At 58.1% G+C, this 17,163-nt stretch carries 15 protein-coding genes; all 15 read left to right on the forward strand.

What is annotated here, in order from left to right; translation table 11 throughout:
* The first annotated feature begins 13 nt into the window (after positions 1-13).
* The 15 genes from fliS (at position 14) to argH (ending at position 16,996) form a co-directional block, all read left to right on the forward strand.
* Positions 14-415 (forward strand): flagellar export chaperone FliS, encoded by a 402-nt coding sequence (gene fliS, locus PV407_RS18625; RefSeq protein WP_332091456.1) that lies wholly within the window; start codon positions 14-16, stop codon positions 413-415.
* On the forward strand, positions 408-749 hold the full coding sequence (locus tag PV407_RS18630; RefSeq protein WP_332091457.1) for a hypothetical protein: 342 nt from the start codon (positions 408-410) through the stop codon (positions 747-749). Before fliS ends, PV407_RS18630 begins: the two co-directional genes overlap by 8 nt.
* 358 nt (positions 750-1,107) lie before the next feature.
* Positions 1,108-1,305, forward strand: coding sequence for a cold shock domain-containing protein (locus tag PV407_RS18635; RefSeq protein WP_332091478.1), 198 nt, complete (start codon positions 1,108-1,110; stop codon positions 1,303-1,305).
* A 378-nt stretch (positions 1,306-1,683) separates the two neighbouring features.
* Complete coding sequence (gene hpf, locus PV407_RS18640) at positions 1,684-2,238, forward strand: ribosome hibernation-promoting factor, HPF/YfiA family (RefSeq protein ID WP_332091458.1); 555 nt, start codon at positions 1,684-1,686, stop codon at positions 2,236-2,238.
* A 151-nt stretch (positions 2,239-2,389) separates the two neighbouring features.
* Positions 2,390-3,481, forward strand: a complete 1,092-nt coding sequence (locus PV407_RS18645; RefSeq protein ID WP_332091459.1) for a site-2 protease family protein — start codon at positions 2,390-2,392, stop codon at positions 3,479-3,481.
* Positions 3,482-3,623: 142 nt separating this feature from the next.
* The gene (secA, locus tag PV407_RS18650; RefSeq protein ID WP_332091461.1) at positions 3,624-6,128 is read left to right on the forward strand and encodes a preprotein translocase subunit SecA; all 2,505 of its coding nucleotides are present in this window, start codon (positions 3,624-3,626) and stop codon (positions 6,126-6,128) included.
* Between the two features lie 152 nt (positions 6,129-6,280).
* Positions 6,281-7,394, forward strand: a protein-coding gene (prfB, locus tag PV407_RS18655; RefSeq protein ID WP_332091462.1) for a peptide chain release factor 2 whose coding sequence is annotated in 2 segments (ribosomal slippage) — positions 6,281-6,352 and positions 6,354-7,394 — 1,113 coding nt in all. Because the reading frame shifts where the segments join, the coding sequence is not laid out codon by codon here.
* A gap of 79 nt (positions 7,395-7,473) precedes the next feature.
* Positions 7,474-8,343, forward strand: coding sequence for a YitT family protein (locus PV407_RS18660; protein WP_332091463.1), 870 nt, complete (start codon positions 7,474-7,476; stop codon positions 8,341-8,343).
* A 193-nt stretch (positions 8,344-8,536) separates the two neighbouring features.
* Positions 8,537-9,586, forward strand: coding sequence for an N-acetyl-gamma-glutamyl-phosphate reductase (gene argC, locus PV407_RS18665; RefSeq protein ID WP_332091464.1), 1,050 nt, complete (start codon positions 8,537-8,539; stop codon positions 9,584-9,586).
* 121 nt (positions 9,587-9,707) lie between these two features.
* Positions 9,708-10,940 (forward strand): bifunctional glutamate N-acetyltransferase/amino-acid acetyltransferase ArgJ, encoded by a 1,233-nt coding sequence (argJ, locus tag PV407_RS18670; protein WP_332091466.1) that lies wholly within the window; start codon positions 9,708-9,710, stop codon positions 10,938-10,940.
* 106 nt (positions 10,941-11,046) lie between these two features.
* The gene (gene argB, locus PV407_RS18675; RefSeq protein ID WP_332091468.1) at positions 11,047-11,835 is read left to right on the forward strand and encodes an acetylglutamate kinase; all 789 of its coding nucleotides are present in this window, start codon (positions 11,047-11,049) and stop codon (positions 11,833-11,835) included.
* 62 nt (positions 11,836-11,897) lie between these two features.
* Complete coding sequence (locus PV407_RS18680) at positions 11,898-13,088, forward strand: acetylornithine transaminase (protein WP_332091469.1); 1,191 nt, start codon at positions 11,898-11,900, stop codon at positions 13,086-13,088.
* A 23-nt stretch (positions 13,089-13,111) separates the two neighbouring features.
* Positions 13,112-14,071 carry an ornithine carbamoyltransferase gene (gene argF / locus PV407_RS18685; RefSeq protein ID WP_332091471.1) on the forward strand — a complete coding sequence of 320 codons (960 nt, stop codon included), beginning with the start codon at positions 13,112-13,114 and terminating at the stop codon, positions 14,069-14,071.
* Between the two features lie 136 nt (positions 14,072-14,207).
* On the forward strand, positions 14,208-15,446 hold the full coding sequence (locus PV407_RS18690) for an argininosuccinate synthase (protein ID WP_332091472.1): 1,239 nt from the start codon (positions 14,208-14,210) through the stop codon (positions 15,444-15,446).
* A 134-nt stretch (positions 15,447-15,580) separates the two neighbouring features.
* Positions 15,581-16,996, forward strand: a complete 1,416-nt coding sequence (argH, locus tag PV407_RS18695) for an argininosuccinate lyase (RefSeq protein WP_332091474.1) — start codon at positions 15,581-15,583, stop codon at positions 16,994-16,996.
* The last annotated feature ends 167 nt before the right edge of the window (positions 16,997-17,163 follow it).

Raw genomic sequence — 17,163 nt, forward strand, 5'->3', positions numbered from 1 at the left:
CAGGAGGCCGCTAATGCAGCAACAACTTCAGAAGAACAAATACCTCGAGACAACAGTGCAAACGGCAACGCCGGCCCAGTTGCTTATCATGCTGCATGATGGCGCGATACGTTTCGGCAGATTGGCGATCGAAGCGATCAAGTCGCATGATTATCAGGAAGCGAACACGAATTTGAAGAAGGTCCAAGATATTATCAGCGAGCTGATCATTACGTTGGACCGTTCCGTTCCGTTAGCGGAAAGCATGGACAAGCTGTACGAATATTTTCAGTATTTGCTCGTACAGGCCAATATCAAAAAATCGGAAGAACCGATCCACGAAGTGCTCGGTTACATCGCGGAACTGAAGGAAGTCTGGATTCAAGCGTCCAGAACGGTCATGGCAGCCCAATCCGGAGCAAGAACCCATGGATGAGCTTCTGCAGGAACTTCGTCAGCTCACTTTTGAGACGGCCCAACAATTGGAAGTTTTATCGGCCGAAGATCTCCTGGAATTCGTCGAGCGAAGGGAAGCGATCATTCGCCGTATTCGGCTTATCAAGCCCTACCTGGATAATGGGGGCGAATACCGGCAAACGGTAGAGGAGGTTTTGCGGTTCGACCCGTTTATTAAGAAAAAGCTGGAGGAGTATAAGACGCTTGCCGGCAGGGAGCTGCAAAAAATAAGCGCCGCCAAGCAGCAAAGAAATCGGTACGAGAAGGACTCGACCGGTTATTCGGACGGCTTGTTCATCGACCGTAAAAAATAACAATCGTTTTTGCCTCGACACTGAAGACACGGACCGTTGAATTTGGAAACGGTCTTTTTGTTTTGTATCAAGCGAGTTTTAAAAAAGCTTGAACCTTCTTCATCTTTCCTCATGTGCATAACTTAACAACTAGCCTGTGGATAATGTGCATAACTCTGTGAATAACTAATGAAAACAAGCTTTCATCTTGTGAACGAATTGTAAATAGCCAAATTTTCTAGCAATTCCGTCTTGCGAGACGGCTCGGTTTTCGAGGCGTTTTCGATATCGCTTTCACGTTGACATTAAGCGGGCCGGATGGTATAGTCAGGGTGTGGGCAAAGTCCGCAGCTATTTGAAGATGAAGGGAATGTTTGGCATGCAAGGTAAAGTGAAATGGTTTAACGCAGAGAAAGGCTATGGATTCATCGAGCGCGAAGACGGCGGAGACGTATTCGTACACTTCTCGGCAATCCAAGCGGATGGCTTCAAGACTCTGGAAGAAGGTCAAGCCGTAGAATTCGACATCGTGGAAGGCGCACGCGGACCGCAAGCAGCTAACGTCGTAAAATTATAATCAACCGGCCGGAACGGGTCGCGATTGAATATATACGCTAGCAGCGAAGACTCCCCGGGCTAACCGGGGTGTCTTTTTTGTATTTATACCGAGGATGGGGAGCCGTCCGTCCGATATTTTCAGAAAATACAAAACATTTTGAATAATTGTAAAGTTTTTTTGAAGTGCGGACGTTAATATGCTATAGTAGAGATAAGAAAAACGACTGGCGAAAGCCCCTTTTCCAGGAAGCGGCGCCTGGTCTTCGGCGGTTGTTTTCTGAGCGAGAAAGGGAGGCGCGCAGAGGTTTTTCCTCTGATAAAGGCGTTCCTCTCCCGGCATGTTCCACAGTGACGGAGGACGAGCGTGCTTTATCGACACGAAAGGAGCTGTTGGACAATGAACTTTGCCATTCGCGGACAAAACTTGCTGCTTACCGACGCTCTCAGGGAGTATGCGGCGAAGAAAATCGGAAGACTGGAAAGGTACTTTGAGGCCGCTCCAACCTCGGACGTCGTCGTCACGCTAAGCGTAAGCCGCAACATGCAAACCGTTGAGGTGACGATTCCGCTGCCGGGCATCCTGCTTCGGGCCGAAGTGCGAAGCGAAGATATGTACGCTTCGATCGATTTGGTAACGGAAAAGCTCGAACGGCAAATCCGCAAGCATAAGACGAAGGCAAACCGCAAGTTTCGCCAGGACGGCATACGCTCATTGTTCAGGGAAAGCTATGACGGCACGGCCGCCGTACGTCGCCTCGAAGAAGACGACGAAGATATGGAACTGGTGCGCACGAAGCGCTTTAATTTGAAGCCGATGGACGTGGAGGAAGCGATCCTGCAGATGAACATGGTCGGCCATAACTTTTTCGTATTCGCGAATTCGGACTCCAAGGAAGTGAACGTCGTCTACCGGAGGAACGACGGAAAATACGGTTTGATCGAGCCGAACTAAGAACATAATCAAGCGTATCGATAATCACATAATGTTTCGGTCAAAATAAAGGAAAGATCGGCACGCTGCCGGGAGAAGAAAAGCCCGATCCTGAAACGGATCGGGCTTTTTTGCGTAACAGTAAAGAAGAAACGCAAGGGGGTGCCGCCAATTGGACAATAAACCGGTTGCTCGAAAAAAAGGCGGATGGATCTTCGGCGCAGCCGCGCTGTTTTTGCTCAGCAAGGCGAAAACGCTGCTGGCGCTGCTCAAATTCAGCAAATTCGGTTCCGCTTTGATCAGCATGCTGATCACGATATGGGCTTATACGATCGTATTCCCGGTTCAAGTCGCGGTCGGCTTGGTCGGGATGATTTTCATCCACGAGATCGGCCATGTGCTGGCTGCGAAGCGCAAAGGCTTGCCGGTCAGCGCGCCGTTTTTCATCCCGTTCGTCGGTGCGCTGGTCATGATGAAGCGTCATCCGCGGGACGCGCTGACGGAGGCGTATATCGCGTACGGCGGCCCGCTCGTCGGCACGATAGGCGCTACGGCGGCTCTCGCGATCGGCTGGTTCGGCCTGCAAGGAGGCGGGGGTGCCGGCTGGTACGTCTGGATCGTCATCGCCAAAATCGGCTTTTTTCTCAATTTGTTCAATTTGATTCCGATGCAGCCGCTCGACGGCGGAAGAATCGCGTCGGCCGTCAGCCGGTGGCTGTGGATCGTCGGCTTGATCGGCGGAGCGTTCGTTATTTATTTTATGGACGCCTGGATATTGATTATTTTCTGGATTTTGTTCGCGTACGATTTGTATAAAAAATATGTGCGCGGGGTAAAAGCCGTGCCGATGAAGCAGACGATCGGCTGGGAAACGCCGCTTCAGCCGCTGCTGGACGAAGGGTATTTCATCCCGGGCGAAGAGCATCGCCGGGAGCTGCCGTTTACGACCTACAGCACGCTCGACGGCGCGCAAAAAATCACGGTCCGGTGGGAATCGCTGGGACTTACGCATACGGCCGATTTGGCCGGCCAATCGACGATCGATAAAGTGGAAGCGGTCAAGGTCGCCAAGCTTACCGACAAGGAGGAGCCGGCGCTGCTCATCGTGGCGAATGTACACGGCCATGCCTACGAAAACGACGCCTACTACGAGGTTTCGCCGAACGCGAGGCTCGGGTACGGGGTCGCCTATTTCGGCCTGGCGGCTTATCTCGTTCTCATGCTGTGGGCGATCGGAACGATCGCGGCTCCGGCGTTGGCATGATTCGCCAGCTAACCCAACCGTCGTTGTTGCGGCAATGGTCGCAAACTGTTACAATTTATGCAAACGAAAGTAGCAGGTTTTCATTCAATCATGAAGTTTGTTCTTTGGGGACGAGCTTAACGTTATTGAAAGGGGTTCTCGCATGTTAGGACTCGTAAAAAAAATATTTGGCGATACGAACGAGCGCGAAATCAAACGCTTGCTCAAAACGGTTGAACTGATCAACGAGCTGGAGCCCGATATAAAGAAGTTGTCCGACGACGAGCTTCGCGGGAAAACGACGGAATTCCGCTCGCGTCTCGAGCAAGGCGAAGAGCTCGACGAGCTGCTGCCCGAGGCGTTCGCCGTCGTGCGCGAAGCTTCGCTGCGGACGCTCGGCAAGCGCCACTACGACGTGCAGCTGATCGGCGGCATGGTGCTGCACGAGGGCAAAATCGCCGAGATGAGAACCGGCGAAGGGAAAACGCTCGTCGGCACGCTTCCGGTTTATTTGAACGCGCTTCTCGGCAAAGGCGTTCACGTCGTCACGGTCAACGAATATTTGGCCAGCCGCGACAGCGCCGAGATGGGGAAAATTTACGAATTTCTCGGCATGACGGTCGGCGTCAACCTGAGCAGCTTGTCGCACGCGGACAAGCAGGCCGCCTATGCCTGCGACGTGACGTACGGAACGAACAACGAGTTCGGCTTCGACTATTTGCGCGACAACATGGTGTTGTATAAAGAACAAATGGTGCAGCGCCCGCTCTATTTCGCCGTGATCGACGAAGTCGATTCGATTCTCGTCGACGAGGCGCGGACGCCTCTTATTATTTCCGGACAAGCCGCGAAATCGACCGACTTGTACTATTCGGCCGACCGTTTCGTGAAACGGCTTACGCCCGAGGAAGACTATACGGTCGACATTAAAGTGCGTTCGGTCAATTTGACCGAAGCGGGCGCGGCGAAAGCGGAAAAAACGTTCGGCATCGAAAACTTGTACGACCACGCGAACGTAACACTGAACCATCACATTTCGCAGGCGCTTAAGGCGAACGTGATCATGAAGCGCGACGTCGATTACGTCGTACAGGACGACGAAGTCATCATCGTCGACGAATTTACCGGACGGCTCATGGTCGGGCGCCGGTACAGCGACGGCTTGCACCAGGCGATCGAGGCGAAGGAACAGATCAAGGTGCAGAACGAGAGCATGACGCTCGCGACCATCACGCTGCAAAACTATTTCCGGATGTACCGCAAGCTGTCCGGGATGACCGGTACGGCGAAGACGGAAGAAGAAGAGCTCAAGAAAATTTACGGGCTCGAGGTCGTGGTCGTGCCGACGAACAAGCCGATGATCCGGAACGATATGCCGGATATCGTCTACAAGAGCGTGAACGGCAAATTCAAGGCGGTCGTCGAGCAAATCGTCGAACGGCATAAAAAAGGCCAGCCGGTGCTCGTCGGCACCGTATCGATCGAAAACTCCGAGCGGCTGTCGGACATGCTGAAGAAGAAAGGCATACCGCACAGCGTGCTGAACGCCAAGCATCATGCCCAGGAGGCCGAGATCGTCTCGAAAGCGGGCCAGCGCGGCGCGGTGACGATCGCCACGAACATGGCCGGCCGCGGTACGGACATTATGCTCGGCGAAGGAGTCGCCGACCTCGGCGGTTTGCATATTATAGGTACGGAACGGCACGAAAGCCGGCGGATCGACAATCAGCTGCGCGGCCGCGCCGGACGTCAGGGCGACCCGGGCTCGTCGCAATTTTATTTGTCGATGGAAGACGAGCTGATGCGCCGCTTCGGCGCGGAAAACATTATGGGCATGATGGAGCGGATCGGCTTCGAGGAAGATCAGCCGATCGAAAGCAAGCTGATCACCCGCGCCATCGAATCGGCGCAGAAGCGGGTCGAAGGCAACAACTTCGATACGCGGAAAGTCGTGCTTCAGTACGACGACGTCATGAACCAGCAGCGCGAAATCATTTACAAGCAGCGCCGCGAGGTGCTTGAGCACGAAAACATTAAAGAAATTACGCTCGGCATGATTTTGCCGGTCGTCGAGCGGATCGTGACGGCGCATACGCCCGACGATCAAGTGCCGGAGGAGTGGGATTTGGCCGCGATCGCCGAATACGCGGGCTCGACCTTCCTGGAGGAAGGCAAGCTGACGGCGGATGAGCTGTGGGGCAAAGAGCGCGACGAAATCGTCGAGCATGTGCAGAACCTCGTGAAGGAGCTGTACGACGAGCGCGAGCAGGCGATCGGCCCCGAAACGATGCGCGAATTCGAGAAGGTCGTCGTGCTGCGCGCGGTGGACAGCAAATGGATGGACCATATCGACGCGATGGAGCAGCTTCGCCAGGGCATCCACCTTCGCGCCTACGGGGGAACCGACCCGCTTCGCGAATACCAGTTCGAAGGATTCGAAATGTTCCAGGAAATGATCGAGAGCATTCAGGAAGAAGTGGCCAAGTACATCATGAAGGCTCACGTCGAATCGAATCTCGAACGTCAGGTCGTGGCCGAAGGTCAGGCGGTCGATCCGAAGCTCGAAGCGGAAGGCAAGCAGCCGGTTCGGACCGAGGACAAAATCGGCCGCAACGATCCGTGCCCGTGCGGAAGCGGCAAAAAATACAAGCAGTGCCACGGCAAGTAATCGAATCGGGCGGCGGGAAGCCGGAAGCGCATGCGGCGCCCCCCGATCGGAAGACGCCGGCTTAGGTGGGCCCCCTGAATCGATAGGGGGTTTCCCTTTTGCCCGTCAAGCTGAAGCAAGGCAAACCATATTTCCATAGAGGTGATTTGTTCATGTTGGAAGCGGATGTAAAGCAGGATTTGCGGGAAGTGGCGAAGCGTATTCAAGACCTTAGGGGGTCTCTTTGACTTAGATCTCAAGCTCGAGCAAATCGCCAACTTCGAAGAAAAGATGGCGGCGCCCGATTTTTGGGACGATAACGAAAAAGCGCAAAAAGTAATCGGCGAAATGAACGCCGTCAAATCGGTCGTCGACGAGTTTCAAGGATTGGCCTCCGCCTATGACGACATCGAGGTGATGCTGGAGCTCGCCGAGGAAGAGGGCGACGACAGCCTCGCGGCCGATCTGACCGCGAGCATCCGGGAGCTGCACGAGAAGCTGCAAAGCTTCGAGCTGCAGCTGCTGCTCAACCAGCCGTACGACAAGTACGACTGCATCCTCGAGCTCCATCCCGGCGCGGGCGGTACGGAGTCCCAGGATTGGGCCGATCTGCTGCTGCGCATGTATCGCCGGTATGCGGAGAAGAAAGGCTTCAAGGTCGAGATGCTCGACTACTTGCCCGGCGACGAAGCCGGCGTCAAAAGCGTGACGCTATCGATCAAAGGACATAACGCTTACGGCTACCTGAAAGCGGAGAAGGGCGTGCATCGGCTCGTGCGCATTTCGCCGTTCGACGCGTCGGGCCGCCGGCATACGTCGTTCGTCTCGTGCGACGTCGTGCCCGAAATCGAGGAAGACGTAGAGATCGAAATCCGGACCGAAGATTTGCGGATCGACACGTACCGCGCGAGCGGCGCCGGCGGTCAGCACGTCAACCGGACCGAATCGGCGGTGCGCATCACGCATATCCCGACCGGGATCGTCGTCGCCTGCCAGCTGGAGCGGTCGCAAATTCAAAACCGCGAACGGGCGATGAAAATGCTGCGGTCGAAGCTGTACGAGAAAAAGCTCGAGGAGCAGGCGAAGCAGCTGGCGGAAATCCGCGGTGAACAGTCGGATATCGCCTGGGGCAGCCAAATCCGCTCCTACGTGTTCCACCCGTACAGCATGGTGAAGGACCACCGGACCCAAGCGGAAACCGGAAACGTTCAGGCGGTGATGGACGGAGATTTGGAACTGTTCATCGACGCGTACTTGAGACACCAAATTAAACCGGAGGAAGCTTAATATTTATATAAGGGAACGTTTATCCTACACGTAGTGTAGGATTTTTTTTCTAGGTTGGCATCAGGAAAGGAGTGCGCCGATGCGCCGCAAACAACCCGCTATCCGGATCGGAAGCCCGCTGCATCAAACGATCGAATACGGCCTGCTGTTGACAGGCTGCCTGATCATTGCGCTTAGCTTCAACGTATTTCTGAACCCGAACCAAATCGCGTCCGGCGGGGTTTCCGGCATATCCACGATCGTGCAGCATTTGTTCGGCATCGAGCCGGCCGTCATGCAGTGGGTGTTCAACATTCCGCTGTTTATCCTCGGCATGCTGTTTCTCGGCGGCCAGTTCGGGCTGAAGACGGCGATCGCTTCGGTCGTGCTTCCGCTGTTCGTGCTCTTGACCCGCGATGTCGGCCCGCTGACGACGAATGCGCTGCTTGCGACCATATACGGCGGCATCGGCATCGGGGCGGGGCTCGGTATCGTATTTCGCGGAAGAGGATCAACCGGCGGATTGGACAGCGCGGCCCAGCTGATCCATAAATGGACCGGAGTCGGATACGGAATCGCGGTCGCGATACTGGACGGGGCGGTCATTTTGACGGCGGGAATCGTTTTTTCCCCGGAAAAGGCGTTGTATGCGCTTATCGGTCTATTCGTTACGACGAAAACGATCGATATCGTGCAAACCGGGTTCCGGTACTCCAAAGTCGCGTTTATTATGAGCAAAGAAACGGAAGCGATTCGCCAAGCGGTGCTGTTCGAGCTCGACCGGGGCCTTACGCTGCTTGCCGGACAAGGCGGCTATACCGGAGAAAATCGGCCGACGATGATGGTCGTCGTCAGCCAGACGGAGGTAACCCGGCTCAAGACGATCGTCCGGTCGGTCGACCCGAACGCCTTCGTCATTCTGGCCGACGCGAGCGAGGTGCTCGGAGAAGGATTCCGGCTGCACGGATAGCCGGGAAAAGCTATTGCAGTCCGGGACAATATTCCGTATGATCGATAAAGGGAAAGGTGCCCTGAAGCGATGACGGACCGGAAAAAAACAATTGAATTATTATTCTACCAAATGTATAATGATGCATATGTTTCAAAGGGCGGCATCTTGTGCGGCGGGGAAACAGCTAGTTTCTGACATGGGAGGTAAAGCTATGAGCGGCAAAATAAGAGCGGCGATCGTAGGCTCGACCGGCTACGGCGGCGTGGAGCTGATCCGGCTGCTGCTTGCGCATCCGGAGGTGGAGGTGACGTCGGTCGTTTCGTCGTCCAACCCGGGCGCTTTATACGCGGAAGGTTACCCGCATTTATCGGAAATCGTGACGGACCGGCTGGAAGCGATCGACGTCGAAGCGATGAAGAACAAAGCGGACGTCGTCTTTTTGGCGACGCCGCACGGCGTGAGCACGGAATTGTCGCCGAAGCTGGTCGACAGCGGCCTGAAAGTGATCGACGTGTCCGGCGACCTGCGTTTGAAACGGGGAGACGTTTACGAGAAATGGTATAAGCATAAGCCTGCGGACCCGGCCTACCTCGAGCGGGCCGTATACGGCTTGTGCGAAGTGTTCGGGGACGACGTGCGCGGAGCCGACCTGGTCGCCAATCCGGGCTGTTTTCCGACGGCGACGTCGCTCGGTCTGGTGCCGCTCGTGGCGGAAGGCTGGATCGACCCGGCGACGATCATATCGGACGCCAAGACGGGCGTTTCCGGGGCGGGGCGCGGCCTCGGCCTCACGTACCACTATTCGGAAATCAACGAAAACACGCTCGCGTACAAAGTGAACAAACATCAGCATACGCCGGAGATCGAGCAGACGCTTAGCCGGGTGGCCGGACAAGACGTGACGATGACGTTTACGACGCATTTGCTGCCGATGACCCGCGGCATTCTTGTGACGAGCTACGCCAAGCTGACGCAAGAGCGGACGGACGAGGAAGTGCTCGACCTGTTCCGCAGCTACTACGAAGGCCGCCGCTTCGTGCGCATCCGTCCGGCGGGCAAATGGCCGGCGACGAAGGAAGTATACGGCTCCAACTATTGCGATATCGGCGTTTCCGTCGATACGCGGACGAACCGGGTGACGGTCATCTCGGTGATCGACAACCTGGTGAAGGGCGCGGCCGGTCAAGCGGTGCAAAACTTGAACCTGATGATGGGCTGGGACGAAGGAACGGGCCTCGCGTTTACGCCGGTTTACCCGTAACCGGTCCCCGAATCCCGAACCCCGATCGGCGGAGAGCCTATTCGAGTCCGCATCCGGGTGCTTTCGGAGCCCTTGATATTACGGCATTTTGGATGATGAGGAAAGATGGTGACGGTGCGGCATGGCGCAGCATAACGAATTTGTAGTGGTGGAGAACGGTTCGGTCACGACGCCGAAAGGATTTCGGGCGGGCGGGCTGCACTGCGGCTTGAAAAAGACGGAACGCAACGATCTGGGCGCGATCGTATGCGACGTGCCTGCGGCGGCGGCGGCGGTTTATACGCTCAACGCGTTTCAGGCGGCTCCGCTGAAAGTGACGAAGGAGAGCATCGCGGCGGAAGGCAAGCTGCAGGTGATGCTGGTCAACAGCGGCAACGCGAACGCGTGCACGGGCAAGCAGGGGGAAGACGACGCGCGAACGATGCGTTCGGAAGCGGCGAAAGCGTTCGGCGTGCCCGACCATTACGTCGGCGTAACGTCGACCGGCGTCATCGGCGAGCTGCTGAAAATGGATAAGGTGACGGCGGGCATCGCCGGACTGCCGGCGCGGGTATCCGCCACGGACGAAGGCGGGGAGCAGTTCAGCCAAGCGATTTTGACGACCGATCTGGTCAAAAAGACGGTATGCGTCAAGCTGACCGTGGACGGCCGTACGGTGCATATCGCGGGGGCGGCCAAAGGCTCGGGCATGATTCATCCGAACATGGCGACGATGCTCGGCTTCATGACGACGGACGCGGCCGTTTCGTCCGCGGCGCTGCAGCGGCTCTTGAACGAAGTGACGGACACGACGTTCAACATGATTACCGTCGACGGCGATACGAGCACGAACGACATGGTCGTCGTCATGGCGAGCGGCCTTGCGGGCAATAAAGAGCTGGACGAGGGGCATGCGGACTGGGAAGCGTTCGCGGCGGGATTCCGCTACGTCGGCGAAGTGCTGGCGAAAGCGATCGCCCGCGACGGCGAAGGCGCGACGAAGCTGATCGAGGTGAGCGTCGTCCATGCGGAATCGGAGGAAGCGGCCCGGGCGATCGCCAAGACGGTCATCGGCTCCAGCCTCGTCAAATCGGCGTGCTTCGGCGCGGACGCCAACTGGGGGCGCATCATCGCGGCGGTCGGTCGATCCGGCTATCCGGTCAACACGGAAACGGTCGACATTCGTCTCGGCGACATCGTCACGCTCGAACAGTCGCGGCCGGTGAAGTTCGACGAAGAGAAGGCGGCCGACTATTTGAAAGGCGAATTCGTGCTCATCCATATCGACCTGCACATGGGGGACAGCAGCGCGACCGCCTGGGGCTGCGACCTTACTTACGATTACGTGCGCATAAACGCGGCATACCGGACTTGATATCAGGGGCACTCATTCACCGATTCCCATTCATTGACGAATTCAAGCAAGAAGGGCGGCGGTACGGACCGCGGCCCTTCCCGAATAAAGGAGCACGTTTTACGTTATGAGCCAAAGCTGTTTTGTGATGAAATGCGGAGGCAGCACGCTGGCGGCGCTGCCCGACGCTTTTTTTCTCGATTTGAAGAAGCTGCAGGACGAAGGAATCGTGCCGGTTATCGTGCACGGCGGCGGCCCGGCGATTTCCGATACGCTCGGGAAGCTCGGCATCGAAACGGAATTCGTGAACGGATTGCGGAAAACGAACGAAGCGGTGCTGGACGTCGTGGAAATGGTGTTGTCCGGCCAGATCAACAAGCAGATCGTCCGCCGAATCGCGCAGGTCGGGGCGAAGGCGCTCGGCTTGTCCGGCGTGGACGGCGGGCTGATCGCCGCGAAGCCGGTCGCGAACGCGAGCGAGGTCGGCTTGGTCGGCGAAGTGACTTATGTCGACTCGGCGATCATCCGGGGCGTCGTCGATATGGGCTATATGCCGGTCATCGCCCCCGTCGGGCTGGGCGAGGGCGCGCAGCGCTACAACATCAACGCCGATACGGCGGCGGGAGCGGTCGCCTCGCATTTGGGCGTGGAGCGGATGATCGTCGTGACCGACGTGCCCGGCATTATGAAGACGGTGGACGGCGAGAAGCGGGTGCTTCCGATCGTCACCGTCGCCGAAATCGAGCAAATGATCGCCGGCGGCGACATATACGGCGGCATGATCCCGAAAGTGCGGGCCGCGATCGACTGTATCCAAGGCGCCGTTTCCGAGGTCGTCATCGTGAGCGGAACCGAGCCGGAAGTGCTCAGCAAGGTGCTGCGGGGCGATACCGTCGGCACGCGCATTCAGCGGTAACCGCGATTCGCCTGGGGCGCAGCGGGCCGGTCATTTTACGAATCGAAACGGAGTGAGGACCTATGAGCGAGCAGCAAAGCGCGCTGTTCCCGACGTATGCCAGATTCCCGATCACGCTCGTCAAAGGGGAAGGCAGCCGTCTGTGGGACGATAAAGGGAACGAGTATCTCGATTTCGCCAGCGGGCTGGCGGTCACCAATTTGGGGCATGTACCCCAGCGGGTTAAAGACAAGCTGGTCGAGCAGCTCGGCGAGCTGTGGCACGTGAGCAATCTGTTCCATATTCCGAACCAGGAGAAGCTGGCCCGGCTGCTCGTTCAGAACAGCTGCGCAGACGCCGTCTTCTTCTGCAACAGCGGCGCGGAGGCGAACGAAGCCGCGATCAAGCTGGCGCGCCGATACAACGCCAAAGTGCTGGGCAACCAGCGTTACGAAATTATAACGTTTCATACATCGTTCCACGGGCGGACGCTGGCGACGCTGACCGCGACCGGCCAAGACAAGGTGAAGGAAGGATTCCATCCGCTGCCGGAAGGATTCGTGTACGCCCCCTACAACGACGCGGACGCTCTTAAAAGCTATGTAACCGACAAAACGTGCGCGATCATGCTCGAGCTCGTGCAAGGGGAAGGCGGCGTCAATCCGGCGGACGCGGAATTCGTGCAGGAAGTCGTCCGTTTGTGCAAAGAGCACGATCTGCTGCTCATTATCGATGAAATTCAAACCGGCATGGGCCGGACGGGCAAGCTGTTCGCCTACGAGCATTACGGCATCGAGCCGGATATTTTCACGCTTGCCAAAGGGCTTGCCAGCGGCTTCCCGATCGGCGCCATGCTCGGCAAAGCGAAGCTGCGCGAAGCGTTCTCCGCGGGCAGCCACGGCTCCACGTTCGGCGGTACGCCGATCGTCACGGCGGCGGGCATCGCCACGGTCGAAACGATGGTGGACGACCGGCTGCCGGAGCGGGCGGCGGAGATGGGCGACTATTTCCTGGCCGGGCTGAACGCGAAGCTTGGCGGCAACCCGCTCGTGCGGCAAATTCGCGGCAAAGGCCTGTTGATCGGCATCGAATGTACGCTGCCGGCGTCGGAGCTTATTCCGGCGATTCACGAAGCGGGACTGCTCGTGACGGCGGCCGGCCCGAACGTCATCCGGCTGCTGCCGAACTTGCTCGTAACCCGCGAGGAAGCGGACAAAGGCATCGGGTTGATTGCGGCGGTGCTGGCGCAAAAAGCGGCGGCTTCGGTTCAATAAGGTCATCGAAGGAGGAACGCGAAATGTCCGAAATCGCATTGCAAGATATGGCGGCAAGCCTGAAAGGCCGGGATTTTCTCGGGCTCGTCGATTATTCGCCGGAAGAAATCCGCTATTTGATCGATCTGGCGATCGAATTGAAGAGAAAGCAGAAGGCGGGCGAAGGTTATCAGCCGCTGAAGGGCAAGACGCTCGGCATGATTTTCGAAAAATCGTCCACGCGCACGCGCGTTTCGTTCGAGGTCGGGATGTACCAGCTCGGCGGTCACGCGCTCTTTCTGAGCAAAAACGATTTGCAGATCGGCCGCGGCGAGACGATTCTCGATACGGCCCAAACGATGTCCCGCTACTTGGACGGCATCATGATCCGCACGTACGCCCACCGCACGGTGATCGACCTTGCGCGCGGCGCGACCGTGCCGGTCATCAACGGCTTGACGGACCGCTCCCATCCTTGCCAGGCGTTAGCCGACTACCAGACGGTGCTGGAGAAGAAGGGCAGGCTCGCCGGCCTCAAAATCGCGTATATCGGCGACGGCAATAATATGGTACACTCCTTAATGATGGGCGCGGCCAAGCTCGGCCTTCACATGGCCGTAGCGTCCCCGGAAGGGTACGATCCGGACCCGGAGGTGGCCCAAAATTCCCGGGAAAACGCGGCGAAAACGGGCGGCTCGCTGCTGCTCACCCGCGACCCGAAAGAAGCGATCGAAGGCGCGGACGTCGTCTATACGGACGTTTGGGCGAGCATGGGCTTCGAGGAGGAACAGAAGGAGCGGGAAATCGCGTTCGCGAACTACCAGGTGAACGAAGAGCTCGTCCGCCACGCGAAGCCGGATTTCCTGTTCATGCACTGCCTGCCGGCGCACCGCGGGGAAGAAGTGAGCGAAGGGGTCATCGACGGCCCGAACTCGATCATTTTCGACCAGGCGGAAAATCGTCTGCACGCGCAAAAAGCGGTCATGGCCGCGCTTATGGGCTGACCCGGGCGTCGGACGGTCCGCCGTCAACCGCGTTTACCGCGCCCGGCGCGGAGCCCGCCGATCGGCACCGATAGGAGGGGGCCCCGCGCCGGGGCGATATCGATACAGTTTGTTTGAGAAAGGGAGATTGTGAGCGATGGCGAAACAAAAAATCGTACTGGCCTACTCCGGCGGGCTGGATACTTCGGTCATTTTGACTTGGCTGAAAGAATCGTTCGATGCGGAGATCATTACGTTCACCGCCGATATCGGACAAAAGGACGAGCTGGACGGGCTCGAGGAGAAAGCGCTGCGCACCGGCGCCACGAAAGCGTACATCGACGATCTGCGCGACGAATTCGCCCGCGACTTCATCTACCCGATGTTCCAGGCCGGCGCACTGTACGAAGGCCAATATTTGCTCGGCACGAGCATCGCCCGTCCGCTGATCGCGAAGCGCATGGTCGAGATCGCCCGCGCCGAAGGCGCGACGGCGATCGCGCACGGCGCAACCGGCAAAGGCAACGACCAGGTGCGGTTCGAGCTGACGGCCGCGGCGCTGGCGCCGGAGCTGGAAGTGATCGCGCCGTGGCGCATCGAAGAATTCCGCGAGCAGTTCCCGGGCCGCGCCGAGATGATCGCTTATGCCGAGAAGCACGGCATTCCGGTCACCGCCACGGCGTCGAAGCCGTATTCGACGGACCGCAACCTGCTGCACATCAGCTTCGAAAGCGGCATGCTGGAGGATCCGTGGTTCGATCCGAGCGCCGATTCGAATCGCGACATGTACGTGCTCAGCCGCGCGCCGGAAGAAGCGCCGGACGAAGCCGAGTACGTGGAGCTGGAGTTCGAGAAAGGCGACTGTGTGGCGATCAACGGCAAGCGGCTCAGCCCGCTCGAGGTAATGGAGCTGCTCAACGAGCTCGGCGGCAAGCACGGCATCGGCCGGGTCGACATGGTCGAGAACCGGTTCGTCGGCATGAAGAGCCGCGGCGTATACGAGACGCCGGGCGGCACGATTTTGTTTACCGCGCACCGGAAAATGGAGTCGCTCACAATGGACCGCGAAGTGATGCATTTGCGCGACTCGCTGATCCCGAAATATGCGTCGCTTGTCTATAACGGCTTCTGGTTCGCGCCGGAGCGTCTCGCGATTCAGGCGCTCGTGGCGGAAAGCCAGAAAAACGTAACCGGTACGGTGCGCCTGAAGCTGTACAAAGGCAACATTATGGGCGCCGGCGTCAAAAGCCCGGTCAGCCTGTACAACCCGGATATCGCCACGATGGAGGCCGATCCGTCCAAAGCGTACAACCAGGGCGACGCGACCGGATTCATCCGCCTGAACGCGCTCCGTCTGCGGGTGGCGTCCGGCGTAGCCCAAAACGCGGGCAAATAACGGATAGCAAGCTTACGATCGAACGAAGGGCAAGGAAGCGCCGGAGCCGTCCGCTTGCAGCGAACGAGCGGACTTTGGCGTTCCTTGCCTTTCGGGCGAATGGACGAACGAAGCCCAAGGAGGGAACAAACAGCGTGTCGAAGCTTTGGGGTGGACGCTTTACGAAACAAACGGACCAGCTCGTCGAGGAGTATACGGCCTCGATCCTGTTCGATAAAGAGCTGGCGGAGGAAGACATACAAGGCAGCCTGGCGCACGTGACGATGCTCGGCAAATGCGGCATTTTGCCGGCCGAGGACGTGGAGACCATCAAGGACGGCCTGCATCGGGTGGCGGAGAAAATTCGCCGCGGAGAGGTCGAATTTTCGGTGTCCGACGAGGACATCCATATGAACGTCGAGAAGACGCTCATCGAGCTGATCGGGCCGGTCGGCGGCAAGCTGCATACGGGGCGCAGCCGCAACGACCAGGTCGCGACCGACATGCACCTGTATTTGCGCAAGCGGGTCGTCGAGTTCGTCGGCATGCTCGCGAAGCTGCAGGAGGCGCTGATCGGGCAGGCGAAGGCGAACCTCGATACGATTTTGCCGGGGTACACGCATTTGCAGCGCGCCCAGCCGATTTTGTTCGCACATCATATGATGGCGTACGTATCCATGTTCGGACGCGATATCGAACGGCTGCAGGACAGCTACAAGCGGATCGACATGCTGCCGCTCGGAGCGGGCGCGCTCGCCGGCACGACGTTTCCGATCGACCGGCATTTCGTGGCGCAGCAGCTCGGCTTCGAGCGCGTCTACGAGAACAGCCTCGATGCGGTCAGCGACCGCGACTTCATCGTCGAATTTTTGGCGAACGCGTCGCTCATCATGACGCATTTGTCCCGGCTGTGCGAAGAGATCGTGCTCTGGTCCAGCACCGAATTCCAGTTTGTGGAGCTTGACGACGCGTTCACGACGGGCAGCAGCATTATGCCGCAGAAAAAAAATCCGGACGTGGCCGAGCTCGTCCGCGGCAAAACCGGCCGCGTTTACGGCAACCTGGTCGGCATGCTGACCGTGCTGAAGGCGCTGCCGCTCGCCTACAACAAAGATATGCAGGAAGACAAGGAAGGGATGTTCGACACGGTCCGGACGCTGCAAGGGGCGCTTCAGCTGTTCGCCCCGATGATCGCCACGATGAAGGTGAACCGCGACCGGATGCGGCAGGCGGTGAACCAGGACTTCTCGAACGCGACCGACATCGCCGACTATTTGGCGAGCAAAGGGATGCCGTTCCGGCAGGCGCACGAAGTGATCGGCAAGACGGTGCTGTACTGCATCCAGAACAAAAAGTATTTGCTCGATTTGACGCTGGACGAATTTTTGCAGTTCTCCGATCTGTTCGACGATCGCATTTACGAGGTGCTGCAGCCGGAGCATGTCGTGAACGCCCGCAATGTGTACGGCGGCACGGCGACGGCGCAAGTGTCCGAAGCGATCAAGCGGGCCGAGGACGGTTTGGCGCAAAACGGCGCCTGGCTGGAGCGCTATGCGGAGAAAAGCAAGTAACGATCGAACGGGGGATGCCGGCAGGCGTCCGCCCGTTTTTTTGTACGCCCAGCATGGGCGTCATCTTTAGGGTGTAAGTCCTGAACGGGGGCTGGCGAGCGCCTACCGTTAGCTAAGGGCAAGGGTGTCTGTCGTGAGGCAGAATCTGAAGGAAGCCGGAGGCAAAT

Origin of the sequence: Paenibacillus sp. GYB003 (assembly GCF_036577625.1) — a bacterium.
In the GTDB taxonomy this organism is placed as follows: Bacteria; Bacillota; Bacilli; order Paenibacillales; family NBRC-103111; genus Paenibacillus_AB.

Excerpts from the sequence above, each read along its gene's own strand:
- argB (WP_332091468.1), top strand. The coding sequence starts at position 11,047 with ATGAGCCAAAGCTGTTTTGTGATGAAATGCGGAGGCAGCACGCTGGCG.
- argF (WP_332091471.1), top strand. The coding sequence starts at position 13,112 with ATGTCCGAAATCGCATTGCAAGATATGGCGGCAAGCCTGAAAGGCCGG.
- argJ (WP_332091466.1), top strand. The coding sequence starts at position 9,708 with ATGGCGCAGCATAACGAATTTGTAGTGGTGGAGAACGGTTCGGTCACG.
- PV407_RS18660 (WP_332091463.1), top strand. The coding sequence starts at position 7,474 with ATGCGCCGCAAACAACCCGCTATCCGGATCGGAAGCCCGCTGCATCAA.
- PV407_RS18630 (WP_332091457.1), top strand. The coding sequence starts at position 408 with ATGGATGAGCTTCTGCAGGAACTTCGTCAGCTCACTTTTGAGACGGCC.
- PV407_RS18680 (WP_332091469.1), top strand. The coding sequence starts at position 11,898 with ATGAGCGAGCAGCAAAGCGCGCTGTTCCCGACGTATGCCAGATTCCCG.
- PV407_RS18690 (WP_332091472.1), top strand. The coding sequence starts at position 14,208 with ATGGCGAAACAAAAAATCGTACTGGCCTACTCCGGCGGGCTGGATACT.
- argC (WP_332091464.1), top strand. The coding sequence starts at position 8,537 with ATGAGCGGCAAAATAAGAGCGGCGATCGTAGGCTCGACCGGCTACGGC.
- fliS (WP_332091456.1), top strand. The coding sequence starts at position 14 with ATGCAGCAACAACTTCAGAAGAACAAATACCTCGAGACAACAGTGCAA.
- secA (WP_332091461.1), top strand. The coding sequence starts at position 3,624 with ATGTTAGGACTCGTAAAAAAAATATTTGGCGATACGAACGAGCGCGAA.
- hpf (WP_332091458.1), top strand. The coding sequence starts at position 1,684 with ATGAACTTTGCCATTCGCGGACAAAACTTGCTGCTTACCGACGCTCTC.
- PV407_RS18635 (WP_332091478.1), top strand. The coding sequence starts at position 1,108 with ATGCAAGGTAAAGTGAAATGGTTTAACGCAGAGAAAGGCTATGGATTC.